The organism is Luteimonas sp. GW821-FHT14E02, assembly GCF_058803905.1.
Window position 1 is genome coordinate 51907 of record NZ_JBXAPK010000003.1, and the last position, 14057, is coordinate 65963.

Annotated in this window: 16 protein-coding genes; 5 read left to right on the forward strand and 11 right to left on the reverse strand. The window is 65.9% G+C overall.

The annotated features are described in order from the left end of the window. The first annotated feature begins 4 nt into the window (after positions 1-4). From AC1RNP_RS05955 to AC1RNP_RS05965, 3 genes are all read left to right on the forward strand, one after another. Entirely contained in the window at positions 5-1258 is a 1254-nt protein-coding gene (locus AC1RNP_RS05955; protein WP_493050345.1) for a lipoprotein-releasing ABC transporter permease subunit, read from the forward strand. Continuing rightward, positions 1251-1967, forward strand: coding sequence for a lipoprotein-releasing ABC transporter ATP-binding protein LolD (gene lolD, locus AC1RNP_RS05960; protein ID WP_493050346.1), 717 nt, complete (start codon positions 1251-1253; stop codon positions 1965-1967). Before AC1RNP_RS05955 ends, lolD begins: the two co-directional genes overlap by 8 nt. Positions 1968-2072: 105 nt before the next feature. Further along, a complete protein-coding gene (locus tag AC1RNP_RS05965; protein WP_493050347.1) occupies positions 2073-3659 on the forward strand; it encodes an alkaline phosphatase D family protein in 1587 nt (528 codons plus the stop codon). Between the two features lie 58 nt (positions 3660-3717). Here AC1RNP_RS05965 and AC1RNP_RS05970 read toward each other — a convergent pair whose 3' ends face one another. From AC1RNP_RS05970 to AC1RNP_RS06020, 11 genes are all read right to left on the reverse strand, one after another. Then, positions 3718-4737 carry a tetratricopeptide repeat protein gene (locus AC1RNP_RS05970; protein ID WP_493050348.1) on the reverse strand — a complete coding sequence of 340 codons (1020 nt, stop codon included), beginning with the start codon at positions 4735-4737 and terminating at the stop codon, positions 3718-3720. Beyond that, positions 4737-5192, reverse strand: a complete 456-nt coding sequence (locus tag AC1RNP_RS05975; RefSeq protein WP_493050349.1) for a cytochrome c-type biogenesis protein — start codon at positions 5190-5192, stop codon at positions 4737-4739. The genes AC1RNP_RS05970 and AC1RNP_RS05975 overlap by 1 nt, the downstream gene beginning before the upstream one ends. Continuing rightward, the gene (locus AC1RNP_RS05980) at positions 5189-5767 is read right to left on the reverse strand and encodes a DsbE family thiol:disulfide interchange protein (RefSeq protein ID WP_493050350.1); all 579 of its coding nucleotides are present in this window, start codon (positions 5765-5767) and stop codon (positions 5189-5191) included. Before AC1RNP_RS05980 ends, AC1RNP_RS05975 begins: the two co-directional genes overlap by 4 nt. After that, a complete protein-coding gene (locus tag AC1RNP_RS05985) occupies positions 5764-7734 on the reverse strand; it encodes a heme lyase CcmF/NrfE family subunit (protein WP_493050351.1) in 1971 nt (656 codons plus the stop codon). Before AC1RNP_RS05985 ends, AC1RNP_RS05980 begins: the two co-directional genes overlap by 4 nt. Then, on the reverse strand, positions 7735-8208 hold the full coding sequence (gene ccmE / locus AC1RNP_RS05990; protein ID WP_493050352.1) for a cytochrome c maturation protein CcmE: 474 nt from the start codon (positions 8206-8208) through the stop codon (positions 7735-7737). Then, positions 8205-8375, reverse strand: coding sequence for a heme exporter protein CcmD (locus tag AC1RNP_RS05995; RefSeq protein ID WP_493050353.1), 171 nt, complete (start codon positions 8373-8375; stop codon positions 8205-8207). The genes ccmE and AC1RNP_RS05995 overlap by 4 nt, the downstream gene beginning before the upstream one ends. Continuing rightward, positions 8372-9130 carry a heme ABC transporter permease gene (locus AC1RNP_RS06000; RefSeq protein WP_493050354.1) on the reverse strand — a complete coding sequence of 253 codons (759 nt, stop codon included), beginning with the start codon at positions 9128-9130 and terminating at the stop codon, positions 8372-8374. Before AC1RNP_RS06000 ends, AC1RNP_RS05995 begins: the two co-directional genes overlap by 4 nt. Before the next feature lie 204 nt (positions 9131-9334). Beyond that, the gene (gene azu / locus AC1RNP_RS06005) at positions 9335-9784 is read right to left on the reverse strand and encodes an azurin (RefSeq protein WP_493050355.1); all 450 of its coding nucleotides are present in this window, start codon (positions 9782-9784) and stop codon (positions 9335-9337) included. 171 nt (positions 9785-9955) lie between these two features. After that, positions 9956-10657, reverse strand: coding sequence for a heme exporter protein CcmB (ccmB, locus tag AC1RNP_RS06010; protein WP_493050356.1), 702 nt, complete (start codon positions 10655-10657; stop codon positions 9956-9958). Beyond that, on the reverse strand, positions 10650-11300 hold the full coding sequence (ccmA, locus tag AC1RNP_RS06015; protein ID WP_493050357.1) for a heme ABC exporter ATP-binding protein CcmA: 651 nt from the start codon (positions 11298-11300) through the stop codon (positions 10650-10652). The genes ccmB and ccmA overlap by 8 nt, the downstream gene beginning before the upstream one ends. 146 nt (positions 11301-11446) lie before the next feature. Next, positions 11447-11932 carry a DUF3293 domain-containing protein gene (locus tag AC1RNP_RS06020; protein WP_493050358.1) on the reverse strand — a complete coding sequence of 162 codons (486 nt, stop codon included), beginning with the start codon at positions 11930-11932 and terminating at the stop codon, positions 11447-11449. A gap of 77 nt (positions 11933-12009) precedes the next feature. Between AC1RNP_RS06020 and AC1RNP_RS06025 the strand changes: the two genes are divergently transcribed. Together AC1RNP_RS06025 and AC1RNP_RS06030 are read left to right on the forward strand one after the other, a co-directional pair. Continuing rightward, on the forward strand, positions 12010-13155 hold the full coding sequence (locus AC1RNP_RS06025; RefSeq protein WP_493050359.1) for a pyridoxal phosphate-dependent aminotransferase: 1146 nt from the start codon (positions 12010-12012) through the stop codon (positions 13153-13155). A 40-nt stretch (positions 13156-13195) separates the two neighbouring features. Continuing rightward, positions 13196-13996 (forward strand): amidohydrolase, encoded by an 801-nt coding sequence (locus tag AC1RNP_RS06030; RefSeq protein ID WP_493050360.1) that lies wholly within the window; start codon positions 13196-13198, stop codon positions 13994-13996. Positions 13997-14057: the final 61 nt, after the last annotated feature.

Below are 14057 nucleotides of genomic sequence, written 5' to 3' on the forward strand. Positions count from 1 at the left end.
TCTCATGTTCAAACCCATCCCCGTCGCCATCGGCCTGCGCTACCTGCGCGCCAAGCGCCGCAACGGCTTCATCTCCTTCATCTCGCTGGCCTCGATCCTCGGCATCGCCCTGGGCGTCGCCGCGCTGATCACCACCTTGGCGGTGATGAGCGGGTTCCAGCGCGAAATTCGCGATCGCATGCTGCAGATGGCCGCGCACGCCACCATCACCGCCGACGGCGATGTGATGAAGGGTTGGCAACGTGCCGTGGCCGAGGCCTACCGCGATCCGCGCGTGGCCGGCGCCGCACCGTTCATCGAGACCCAGGCGCTGCTGACCGGCGTCCGCAAGCAGCCGGCCATCATCCGTGGTGTCGATCCCGAGGCGGAAAGCAAGGTCTCGGTGATCGCCGACAAGATGATCCAGGGCAAGCTGTCCGACCTCACGCCCGGTTCCTTCAATATCGTGCTCGGCCGCGAACTGGCGACCTGGATGGGCGTGACCATCGGCGACAAGGTCGTGGTGCTCACCGACATCCGCGCCACGCCAATGGGCGCGATGCAGCAGCTCAAGCGCTACACGGTGAGCGGCATCTTCGAGGCGGGTTATCAGGATTTCGATCGGGGCTTGGCGGTCGTCAACCTGCGCGATGCGCAACGCGTGCTGCGCATGGGCGACGGCGTCAGTGGTGTGCGCCTGAAACTGCACGACATGGATCTGGCCTGGGATGTGGCGGAAGACCTCGCACAAAAGCTCCTCCATGAACTGAAGCAGCCTTACCGCATCACCGACTGGAGCACCGACAACGCCAACATGTTCCGCGCGCTCAAGCTGGAGAAGACGATGATGGCGATCCTGCTGTCGCTGATCATCGCCATGGGCGCGTTCAATCTGGTGTCCTCGCAGGTGATGCTGGTGACCGACAAGCAGGCCGATATCGCCATCCTGCGCACGCTCGGCCTGACGCCGCGCGGGGTGATGCAGGTGTTCATGGTGCAAGGCTCGCTGATCGGCCTGATGGGAACGGTCATCGGTGTGGTCGGCGGCATCCTGCTCACGCTCAACCTCGAACACATCCTGCGCGCGATCGAAAAAGTCATTGGTGTGCAGCTGATGCCGGAGGACGTGTACTACATCACCGGCTTGCCGACGCAGCTGGAAACCAGCGACGTCGTCACCATCGCCATGGTCGCGCTGGTGATGGCCTTCCTCGCCACCATCTATCCGGCATGGCGCGCGGCGCGCACGGCGCCGGCGGAGGCGCTGCGTTATGAATGATCATCTGAAAGACGCGGCTGGCCATGTGCTGCAGGCCGAGAAACTCGGCAAGACCTATGCCGAGGGCAGTTTGCGCACGCACGTGTTCGACCAGCTCGACTTCCATGTCGACGCGGGCGAGACCGTGGCGATCCTGGGACCGTCAGGCGCCGGCAAAAGCACGTTGCTGCACCTGCTTGGCGGCCTCGACACGCCGACCGCGGGCGAGGTATTCGTCGCCGGCCAGAAGATGAGCGCGCTTTCCGATGCCGCGCGCGGCCAGCTGCGCAACAAGGCGCTGGGTTTCGTGTACCAGTTCCATCATCTGCTTCCGGAATTCACCGCGCTGGAGAACGTGATGCTGCCGGTGCTGTTGAACGGCACCGACGTCCGCGAGGCTTCGCAGCGCGCGCGCGGGTTGCTGGAATCGGTGGGCCTCGGCCATCGACTCGAACACAAGCCGGGCGAGCTGTCGGGCGGCGAACGCCAGCGTGCCGCCGTGGCGCGCGCGCTGGTCAACAAGCCGGCCTGTGTGCTGGGGGACGAGCCGACGGGCAATCTCGACGAGAAGACCGCGGCCACCGTGTTCGATCTGATGCTGGAATTGAATCGTGCCCAGCGCACCAGCCTGGTGATGGTGACGCACGACCGCCGTCTGGCGCGCCGCCTGGATCGCGTGCTGGAGCTGCATGAAGGCAAGTTGAGGGAAGTGGCGCCCGCGGACGTGTGACGCTTTTCAACTTGTTTTGCTGGCGCGTGTTGCGATACCTCGACATGCAACCGGCCTGCAATGTGGATCGGATAGTTTCGGCTGAACGTCACACTGGCCGCCGACATGTCCGAATCCGATCTTTCGCGCCGCCGTTTCCTGCGTCATTCCGGAGCCGCACTCGGCCTGGGCGCATTGCACTGCGCACTGCCGGCCGTCGCCGCGCCGGCGGTGCTGGCGGCGGAATCGGCGCGACCGAAGTTGCCCTACGGCATCCAGTTCGGCGATGTGGAGCCGGGCGTTGCCACTGTCTGGGCGCGCGCGGATCGCGCGGCGCGAATGTGGGTGGAGATCGGCGACGAAGACGGCTTCCGTCGCGCGCGTCGCCTGTGCGGCCCGCTGGCGACGCAAGCCAGCGACTTCACCGCGCGCCTGGATGTGATGTTGCCGCCGTCATCGTCCCGGCGCCTGGTGCGCGTGGGATTCGAGGACGCGCACAGCGGCGTCTTCAGCGACTGGACACAGGGCTTGCTGCGCCCGGCACCCGCGGCCTCCACGCGGCTGCGGCCGGTGCGTTTCGTCTGGGGTGGCGATGTCGCCGGACAAGGCTGGGGCATCAACCCCGAATTCGGCGGCATGCGCATCTTCGAGGCCATGCGTCAGCGCGATCCGGATTTCTTCCTGCATTCGGGCGATGTGATCTACGCGGATGGACCGATCGCGGAGCAAGTCACCGCGGAAGGCGGCCGCATCTGGCGCAATCTCGTCGCCGAGGGCGTGCACAAGGTTGCCGAGAGCCTGGACGAATTCCGCGGCCGCTATCGCTACAACCTGCGTGACGAGAACGTGCGCCGCTTCGCCGCGCAGGTGCCGCAGCTGTGGCAGTGGGACGATCACGAGACCGTCAACAACTGGTCGCCGTCCAAGGATCTCAGTGCCGATTCGCGTTATACCGTCAAGGACATCGATGTCCTGGTCCGGCGTTCGCGGCAGGCCTTCCTCGAATACTCGCCGCAACGCCGCAGCCGCGATCCGCAGTCGACGCGCATCGATCGCGTCGTCCACTACGGCCCGTTGCTGGACGTGTTCATGCTCGACATGCGCAGCTATCGAGGCCCGAATACCGACAATCTGCAGCCCGTTTCCGGGCCGGAGACTGCATTCCTCGGGTGGCGCCAGTTGCGTGAACTGGCGGAAGGACTGCGCCGCTCACGCGCGGTCTGGAAGATCGTCGCCGCCGACATGCCGCTCGGATTGCATGTGCCCGATGGCGTCGATGCGCAAGGCAGGCCGCGCTGGGAAGCGGTCGCCAACGGCGAGAACGGATTGCCGCGCGGTCGCGAGCTGGAATTCGCCAAGCTGCTGCACGACATCCGCCATGTGGACAACGTGGTCTGGCTGACGGCCGACGTGCATTACTGCGCCGCGCATTACTACGATCCGAACCACGCGGCGTTCCAGGATTTCTCGCCGTTCTGGGAATTCGTCGCAGGCCCCCTGAATGCCGGTGCGTTCGGCCCGAACGCGCTCGACGGCACGTTCGGACCGCAGGTGGTCTTCCAGAAGGCGCCGCCGGCGCCGAATGCTTCGCCGCTGGCCGGTTATCAGTTCTTCGGCGAGGTCGACATCGATCCGGATACGCGAGCGCTGCGCGTGAACCTGCGCGACATCCGCGGCGAAAGCGTGTTCGAGCGCATCCTGCAAGTTGCGTGACGCGTAGTGCGGACGGTGTTTAAGTTCGTCATTCCCGCCTTCGCGGGAAGACGAGCATCTAGTGCCCGATGACGAGTTCGACCGGTGCTTTCGCCGGCAGGCTGATCTGCACGGGCTTCGATTCGATATCGCCGTCCTGGCGCATCGCCTGGCCGCTCTCGGACAGGCGCGCGAAGATTTCCACGTCCTTCAACGCGGATAGCTTCTGCGTTGGCATGGGGCTGTCGCCGTCGTCGAGCGTGATCGTGAGCGGCAGATCCTGCAGACGATGTTTCTCGACCGCCACCGGCATCGGCGGCCCGCCAGGAACGCGTGCGATCACGAACACGCTGGTGTCGCCGCGCAGGCGCACGCGCGAGGCGAAATTTGGATCGAGCGCGACTTTCACGGTCAACGCGTTGGCCGAAGGCGCGGCCGCCGGTGCCGCGGGCAGGGGCTGCAATCCGGCTTCCTGACGCGCGGCATCGATCTGCACGCGCAGCGTGGCGAGGGCGGCCTGGTCCGTGACCTGCGTCAGCAACGGCTCCCAGGTTGCGGCGGCTTCCGCGGCCCGGCCACTCTGGCGCTGCCAGGCGCCCACGAACCAGCGCGCATGCTGATTCGTCGGTTCCAGTTGCAATGCATGCTGCAGCATCGCCACGGTTTCCGCATCGAACGATTTCTGCGGATCGGACATGAGGCGGGCCTGCGCGGCTTCCAGCAACAGCTCGGGCTCGTCGGGAAGCAGTTTCAGTGCGCGCGCGTAGGCATCGCGCGATTCGGTCTGGCGATCGAGCGCGGAATAGGTCCGTGCCAGCAGCACCCAGCCTTCGGCGCGATCCGGATTGCGGGCGAGGGCGGCTTCGAGCTGGACGACGGCTTCCTCCGGCGTCTTCGGCGCGGTCGTCGGTATGCTGAGGGCCGCCGGCATGCCGACGTAGTGATAGAGCGCCAGCGTCGACAGGCCGAGCACGACCAGTACGCCGAAGGCGGCGATGCGCTGGCGCTTGCCGGCGGGGCGTTTCCAGAGCGGCCAGAGCACGAAGCCCAGCACGAGCAGGGTCAGCACGATGGCGATGGCGGCGAACAACGGGGTCATCACCACTCCTGATCATCGTTCGGTGCGGCAATATCGCGACGTGAGCGTTTGCTCACGATGCGGTACAGAACAAACGCACCCACAAGCAGAAGCAGCGCCGGCCCGAACCACAGCAGCCAGGTGGTCGGTTCCACCGATGGCTTGTAGAGCACGAATTCGCCGTAGCGCGCGACCAGGTAATCCTTGATCTCGCCATTGGATTTTCCTTCGCGCATCAGCTTGAGCACTTCGCGGCGCAGGTCATGGGCGATGGGGGCGCTGGAGTCGGCGAGCGACTGGTTCTGGCACATCACGCAGCGCAGTTCGGCGGTGAGGTCGTGCAGGCGTTCTTCTTCGGCGGCATCGCGGAATTGCAGTGGCGTGGCGTCGTTGTTCGCCTGCGCGTGCGCGGGGACCGCCAGCAATGATGCCAGCGTCAGCACGCAGGCGGCGATGAGATGCGCCAACCGGTTCATCCGCCGCGCTCTGCCTTTTCAAGTTGCGGGAGCAGTTCGTCTTTGATGATTTTGTCGGTCAGTGCGCCGACGTGCTTCCAGCGCACGATGCCCTTGGCGTCGACGAGGAAGGTTTCCGGGGCACCGTAGATGCCCCAGTCGATGGCCGCGCGGCCGTCGTAGTCGGTGAGCACCAGCATGTAGGGATTGCCGAACTGCTCCAGCCACTTCAGCGCCTCGGCATGCTCGTCCTTGAGGTTGTAGCCGATCACGCGCACGCGCTTGGTCAGCGCGAATTTGCTGAGCACGGGATGCTCGACGCGGCACTCGGGACACCAGCTGCCCCAGACGTTGAGCACGTAGGGCGCGCCGAGCAGTTCGCGCTTGCTCACCAGGCGGCCGGATTCGTGCAGCACCGGCAATGCGAAGTCGGGCGCGGGCTTGCCGATCAGCGGCGAGGGCAGGGATTCGCGATCGGCGCGGTCGGATTGGCGCACACCGTAGAACAGCAGTCCGGCCAGCGCGACGAACAGCAGCACGCCGATGACGAGGCCGATCCTGGAAGGACCCTTGCGAGGAGAAGCGGTCTCGTTCATGCGGGCTCCTGCGTCTGGTGCTTAGACGATTTGTCCGCGCGGAAATTGTCTGCCCGGAAGCGCCGGTCAGTGGCGGTGATGAAACCACCGAGCGCCATCAACACCGCGCCGAACCAGATCCAGCGAACGAACGGCTTGATGTGCACACGCACCGCCCAGGGGCCGTTGGCGCCCTGGGCGGGATCAAGCGGTTCACCCAGCGCGACGTACACGTCGGCGAACAGGCCGGGGTGGATGCCGGCCTCGGTCATCACCTGGCCGCCGCTGGCGTAGGCGCGTTTCTCCGGTTCAAGCGTGGTGAGCAAGTGTCCGTTGCGCGAGATCTGCACGCTGCCGCGATCGGCGACGTAGTTGGGCCCCTGCGTCTCAGTCACGCCTTCGAAGCGGAATGCGTAGTGCCCCAGTTCGACCGACTGGCCGGGTTTGAGCGCGAGTTCGCGCTGCACGTTCTGCGCTTCCACCAGCAGCGCACCGACCAGGAACACGGCGATGCCGGTATGCGCGAAGGTCATGCCCAGCATTTCGGGCGTGAAGCGACGGCCGCTGCTCTTGAAACGCGTCCAGACGAAACGCGCGGTGCCGAGCAATACCCAACCCGAGGCGGCGATGCCGGCGGCCGTCTTCCACGCGCCCTGCGGTGCCAGGAAGTAGGCGATCGCGCCGAGTACAAGAGCCAATACCGCCCATGGCGCCAGCATGGCCAGCGGTTTTGACGCCTGTTCCCGCTGCCAGCGCGTGATCGGGCCGAACGGCAGCAACAGCACCAGCGGCGTCATCAGCAGGAAGAACAGCAGTCCGAAGTAGGGCGGGCCGACCGAGATCTTGCCGAGATCGAGTGCATCGGCCAGCAGCGGATACAACGTGCCCAGCAACACCATGCCGCAGGCCGAAGCCAGCAGGACGTTGTTCGCCAGCAGCAGCGTCTCGCGCGAACTGGCGGCGAACGGCGCGCCTTCTTCGAAGCGCGGCGCGCGCAGCGCGTACAGCAGCAGCGAGCCGCCGATGACGATGACGAGGAAGATCAGGATGAACAGACCTCGCGTCGGATCGGCGGCGAAGGCGTGCACGCTGGTCAGCACACCCGAGCGCACCAGGAACGTGCCGAGCAGCGACAACGAGAACGCGGCGATGGCGAGCAGCACCGTCCAGCCGCGGAAGCTGCCGCGCTTTTCCGTCACCGCTTGCGAGTGGAGCAGGGCGGCACCGGCGAGCCAGGGCATGAAGCTGGCGTTCTCGACCGGGTCCCAGAACCACCAGCCACCCCAGCCCAACTCGTAATACGCCCACCACGAACCGAGCGCGATGCCGCAGGTGAGCAGGCCCCAGGCGACGTTGGTCCACGGCCGCGTCCAGCGCAGCCAGCGCGCGTCCATGCGGCCATCGATCAAGGCGGCGATGGCGAAGGCGAACGGCACCACGAAACCGACGTAGCCCAGGTACAGCATCGGCGGATGGATGATCATCCCCGGATCCTGCAGCAGCGGATTGAGGTCGCGGCCTTCCTCGGCGGCGGGCAGCAGGCGTTCGAACGGATTGGAAGTGAAGATCAGGAACGACAGGAAGCCGATGCTGATCAGTCCCATGATGCCGAGCACGCGTGCGACCACCTGCTGCGGCAATTGTCGCGAGAATTCCGCCACCGCCGCGGTCCACGCAGCGAGGATCAGCGCCCACAGCAGCTGCGAGCCTTCATGCGCGCCCCAGACCGCGGTGTAGCGGTAGATCAGTGGCAGCAGCGAGTTGGAGTTCTGTGCGACATAACGCAGCGAGAAGTCCTGCATCACGAACGAGACCGTGAGGATCACGAACGCGACCAGTACCATGATCAGCTGCGCATAGGCGGCGGGGCGCGCGACCGTCATCCATGCGGCGTTGTTGCGCTGCGCGCCGACCAGCGGCAGCACCGCTTGCAGCAGCGCGACCAACAGCGCCAGGATCAGCGCGACCTGTCCGAGTTCGGGCAGCACTTACTGTGCTTCCGGCGGCGTTTTCACGCCATGCTTCTGGTGCGCGAGGCCCATCTTGTCGGCGACTTCCTTCGGCACGTAGGTCTCGTCGTGCTTGGCCAGCACCTGCTCGGCGACGAAGGTGCCGCCCTGCATGCGGCCGGTGGCGACCACCGCCTGCTTCTCGCGGAACAGATCCGGCAGGATGCCGGTGTAGACCACGGGCAACTGCGCATCGCCGTCGGTGACGAGGAAGCGTGCTTCCATCGAACCGCCGGCGCGCTTGAAGGAATTCTCCGCGACCATGCCGCCAAGGCGGAACTTGGCGGCGCCCGAGGACACGCTCTCACCGGCCTTGCCGCTGAGGATTTCCGCCGGCGTGTACAGGTAGGCCACGTTGCGCTGCAGGGCGAGCACGACCAGCGTGGTGGCGAGTGAGGCGGCGGCGATCACGCCGAGGATCAGCCAGAGACGGCGGCGGCGAGTCGGATTCATCGCGTCAGTTCCCCGCCGACATTGGCCTTGGCGGCCTGCTTGCGCGCGGCGAGCAGGTGCGCGCTGCGCAACTGCTGGCGGATGCGCAGGCGCGGCGCCAGCCAGTCCCAGAGCATCACGACGGCGAAGACCAGATACGCCGCGATCACATAGTTCAAATAGTTCATCGCGATTCCCCCGTGCCCGTCGCGAGTTTCGTCACCCAATCCTTGCCCGCTTCGCGACGGAGATTGTCGGCGCGCGCGCGCGCCAGCAACGAACCGACGAACCAGACGTGCGTGCCGATCACCATGGCGAACAAGGGCGGCAGCATGCTGGAGTCCATCTTCGAGCCGCCCGTCAGGCTGATCGTCTGGCCCTGGTGCAGCGAATGCCACCAGTCGACGGAGTAGCGGATGATCGGCAACAGCACCACGCCGACGATGGCCAGCAGGCCGGCGGCGCGCGCGGCGGAACGACGGTCGTCGATGGCGTGGTAGAGACCGATGATGCCGAGGTAGAGGAACAGCAGGACCAGTTCGCTGGTCAGGCGCGGATCCCAATCCCACCATGTGCCCCACATCGGCTTGCCCCAGATCGAACCGGTGACGAGCGTGATCAGGGTGAAGCCGGCGCCGATCGGCGCGCAGGCCATTGCCAGGATCTCGCACAGCTTGATGCGCCAGATCAGCGCGATCGCGGCATAGATCGCCATCAGGCCGTAGACGGCCAGGCTCATCCACGCGCTCGGCACGTGGATGTAGAGGATGCGGAAGCTGTCGCCCTGCTGGTAATCGGCCGGCACCGCGAACAGTCCCTGCCAGATGCCCCAGGCCATGATGACCAGCCCGAGCCCATAACCCCAAGGCGCCCAGCGCGCAGCGAAGCGGTCGAAATAGGGCGGGGAGCCGAGTTGGTGGAACCAACGAACGACGGGGTTCATGCTGCTGCGGGGACTCGGTTTCGGGCTACTGGTGATTGTGGCCGCTTCCGGGCAGGCATCTGGAGGCGATCGGCGGCGATCGAGTCGAAAACCTGTACGTACCGCGGCACGATGGGCGCAGGATACCAGCCCGGCGGATGGCCGAGAATCGTCCACGACGACGAGCATGGCAGAGCCGTTCTTGTGAACGGCTCTGGCATATCATCACGGTTTGAGCGTGATGGTGCCCTTCATCAGGGCCGAGTGGCCCGGGAAGCTGCAGAAGAACGAGTAAGGGCCGGCCCCAAGCTTGGAGACCGGGAAGCTGACCGAGGTGCTTTCGCCGCCGCCGACCACCTTGCTGTGGGCGATGACGCGCGCGTCGCCGGCCTTGATGTAGTCGCTCGCCAGACCGGCCTTGATGCCGTCGGTGTCGATGCCGGGGATGTCGGAGGTCGCCGCCACCACCACGTTGTGGCCCATCACCGTCTTGGCCAGCTTGCCGCTGTGCTTGAGGTTGATGGTGAAGGTCTTGCAGCTCTTGCTCACGTCGATGTTGGCGACGTTGTACTTCATCGCATCGGTGCCCTCGATATCCACCGAACAACTGGCGGCGGCGAAGGCGGAAGGGGCCAGCGCGGAAAGCGCCGCAGCGAATACGAGTTTACGGATCATGGAGATGGCCTCATGGCTGGGTAGGACCGGCACCTGGCTCGGCGTGGGCGAAAAGTAATCTCTATTACTCTTATTGTCGATCATGCCGAGGTTGCTGCAACAGACCGTATCAGTATGGCGCCCGGCAAGCCGTCTATCAGCTGAGCGTGATTCGGGGGGCGATTTAGCTGATTAGCTGAGCGCGATCCGGATCGCCGCCGCCGCGGCGAGCGGGGCCAGCACCAGCGCCAGCACCAGTCCGGCGCCGAGCAGGAGCAGGGCGCCGGCCACGTCCAGCCCTTGCGCGCTGGCGGCGACGCTGCCGGCGCCGAACACCAGCACCGGCACGTATAGCGGCAGCGCCAGCAGGGCCACCAGGATGCCGGAGCGGCGCATGCCGACCGTCAGCGCCGCGACCACGGCGCCGAGCAGGCTCAGCAAGGGCGTGCCCAGGGCCAGGGAGGCCATCAGCACAGGCAGCTGTTCGTGCGGCAGGTGCATCAGCTCCGCCAGCAGCGGCGCGAACACCAGCAGCGGCAGGGCCGTCGTCGCCCAATGGATGAGCGTGCGCATCAGGACGAGCCAGCTCAGCGGCACGGGTGCCAGCATCCATTGTTCGAGCGAGCCGTCCTCGGCGTCGCCACGGAACAGCGTGTCCAGCGCCAGCAGGCCCGAGAGCAGGGCCGCCACCCAGAGCACGCCCGGTGCCACCGTCGCCAGGATCTTGGTCTCGCTGCCCAGCGCGAGCGCGAACAGCACGATCACTAGGAGCGCGAACAACGCCGGCTGCAGAGCATCGCCACGGCGACGCCAGAGCAGGCGCAGGTCGCGGACGAGCAGTGCCTTGGCGGAGCCGAGCAGTCCGGGAGATGCCGCGGCCGAGGATTCATGCATGGCCGCGCTCCAGTACCAGCATCCGGGTTCTCACAGGCGGCGCGGCATAAGCGCCATGTGTCGTCACGAGCGCGGCCCCGCCATCGCGCAGGTGCGCCTGCACCATGCGGTTGACCAGTTCGATGCCGCCCAGGTCGAGGTTGGCGTAGGGCTCGTCGAGCAGCCACAACGGCGCCGGCGACAGCCACAGGCGCGCCAGCGACAGCCGCTTCTTCTGGCCGGCGGAAAGTTGCCGCGCCAACGCATCCTCGTAGCCGGCCAGCCCCACTGTCGCCATTGCGTTTTCCAGCGGCAGATGCGCGCGACGTCCGTGCAGGCCGCACAGGAACTGCAGGTTTTCGAGCGCGCTGAGGTCTGCCTTCAGCGCCGGCAGATGGCCGAGGTAGGCGACGGTGGTCGCACGCGTCACCGCGGTCGCTGGTTGCCCGTGGATGCTGATCTCGCCTTCGTCGCCGCGCAGCAACCCGGCCAGCACCCGCAACAGCGTGGTCTTGCCGGCGCCGTTGTCGCCTTGCACCAGCAAGGCCTCGCCGGGTTCCACCGAGAATTCCAGCGGACCGAACACCGGCAGTTCGTTGCGCGTGAAGCGCAGCCCGCGCACGGCGAGGAGAGGAGCCGCGCTCAGCTGATGCCCTATCGGCATCGGCTGCGGCTCCGAGCGCCCGGCCAAGGATGGCCGGGCCGTGCGGCCCGAAGCCGGCACAGTGGCGCCATGGATGGCATAGGGAGTGTCATGGTGTGGGAATCTCAGGCATCAGGCGAAGACACAACGAAATGTCGGCGATCGCATCATCTTAGCCAGTCCACCCACTCCTCGCCGTCAAAGCCAGGTGGACATGGCGCATCCACGCGCAACCGGGCCGTGCCGCCGCGCGTCCACCAGACACCGGCCAGTTGCCTGAAACGCCGAAGCAGCGCATCGAACTCGTCGACCGGCAGCCCCATCGCGATCCAGCCCGGTTCACGCCACGCCCGGTTCCCGGCCGATGCATAGGAAGGACAGAAGGGGCGTCCGCTGGCGGCCAGCTCCGCCTGCAGTTCGCGGTCGGCGTCGCGGTTGAGTGATTCCTCGCGCTGGATCGAATGCGGATTCCATGCCGAGATCGCCCCGAAGCCATCGACATCCGGATAGAGCCGCTCCAGCGCCGCCACCGGCTGGCCGATGGCGAAGGGATGCCATTCGCCGTGATGCTGCCAGTAGTACTTGGCAGCCACATAGGCGCGCACCAGCGCAGGGACGGGAGGCGCCCCTGGCGTGTCTTGAGAAGTCGACATCGATTAGGTTTAACCCATCACAAAGCATCCGTAAACTGCCTGACTCCCACGTCGCGACTCTCCATCGGAATCCCCACATGCCACAGACGAAACTGCCCAAGGTCGGCACCACGATCTTCACCGTGATGTCGCAGCTCGCCGCCGAGCACGGCGCGGTCAATCTCGGGCAAGGCTTTCCCGACTTCTCCGTGCCGCAGCGCCTGGTGGACGAACTCGACCGCGCCATGCGCGCAGGACACAACCAGTACGCGCCGATGACCGGCATTCCGTCGTTGCGCCAGGCCATTGCCGCCAAGACCGAGCGCGTCTACGGCTATCGCCCCGACGCGGACACCGAAATCACCGTGACCAGCGGCGCCACCGAAGCGATCTTCAACGTCGTGCACGCGGTGGCGCATGCGGGCGACGAAGTGATCGTGCTCGATCCGGCCTACGACAGCTACGAACCGGCGATCGATCTGGCCGGCGCGCGCGCCGTGCACGTGCCGCTCGACCCGCGCACCTTCGCGCCCGACTGGCAGCGCGTGCGCGAGGCGATCACGCCGAAGACGCGGCTGCTGATCATCAACAGCCCGCACAACCCTTCCGGCGCGATGCTCTCGGCCGACGACATGGCCAGCGTCGCCGATTTGCTGCGCGATACCGGGATCTTCCTGCTGTCGGACGAGGTGTACGAGCACATCGTCTTCGACGGCGCGCGCCACGAGTCGGCATTGCGCTATCCGGAACTGCGCGAACGCGCCTTCGTCGTGTCCAGCTTCGGCAAGACCTATCACTGCACCGGCTGGAAGCTCGGCTACTGCATCGCGCCGCCGAAGCTGTCGGCGGAATTCCGCAAGGTGCATCAATACAACGTGTTTTGCACATTCGCGCCGGCACAACATGCCTTCGCGGCGATGCTGGATGCCGAGCCGGAGCATTACGAGCAGCTCGGTGCCTTCTACCAGGCCAAGCGCGACCGTTTCCGCGAACAACTGCTGACCACGAAGCTGGAGCCGCTGCCGGTGCCAGGCGGCTACTTCCAGCTGGTCGACTATTCGGCCGTGAGCGACCTCGACGATCTGGCCTTCTGCCGCTGGCTCACCACGGAGAAGGGCGTCGCCGCCATTCCGCTCTCGCCGTTCTACGAAACACCGCCGGCCGGCCAGCGCCTGGCGCGTCTGTGCTTCGCCAAGAACGAGGCCACGCTGGACGCGGCCATCGAACGCCTGCAGAAGTTGTGATCGTGACGAAGCCGCGACGACCGACTGATAGAGTGCAGCCATGAATGATCTCCGCGTTTCCCTGATCCAGGGTGCGACCCGCTGGCACGATCCCGCTGGCAATCGCGACTACTACGGCGAACTGATCGCGCCCCTGCACGGCACGACCGATCTCGTGCTGCTGCCGGAAACCTTCACCAGCGGCTTCTCCAACGATGCCATCGACAAGGCCGAAACCATGGACGGGCCGACCGTGGCCTGGATCCTGGAACAGGCCAAGCGGCTCGATGCGGTGGTCACGGGCAGCGTGCAGCTGCGCACTGATGCCGGTGTCTTCAATCGATTGTTGTGGGCGACGCCGGATGGCGCGCTGAAGCATTACGACAAGCGCCATCTGTTCCGTTACGCCAAGGAGCACGAACGCTACGCCGCCGGTCGCGACCGGCTGGTGGTGGAGTGGCGTGGGTGGCGCATCAATCCGCAGGTCTGTTACGACCTGCGTTTCCCGGTGTTCGCGCGCAATCGCTATGACGTGGAACGCAAAGGCGGTCTCGATTTCGATTTGCAGCTGTACGTTGCCAATTGGCCGTCTGCGCGTGCCTACGCCTGGAAAACCCTGTTGCGTGCCCGCGCCATCGAGAACCTGTGCTACGTCGCGGGCCTGAACCGCGTCGGCACCGATGGCAACGGTCTGCATTATTCCGGCGATAGCGCGGTGATCGACTTCCTTGGTCAACCGGTGAGCGAATGCACCGATGAGGAAGTGGTGGTGACCACCACGCTGCTTGCCAGCGAGCTTGCCGCGCATCGCGAGCGTTTCCCGGCGATGCTGGATGGCGACAGCTTTGTCTTGAAGGATTGAGCGGACGGCCGGAAGCTTGAATGCCGTCATCCCGGCTTTCACGGGAGTGACGGGGTGTTGG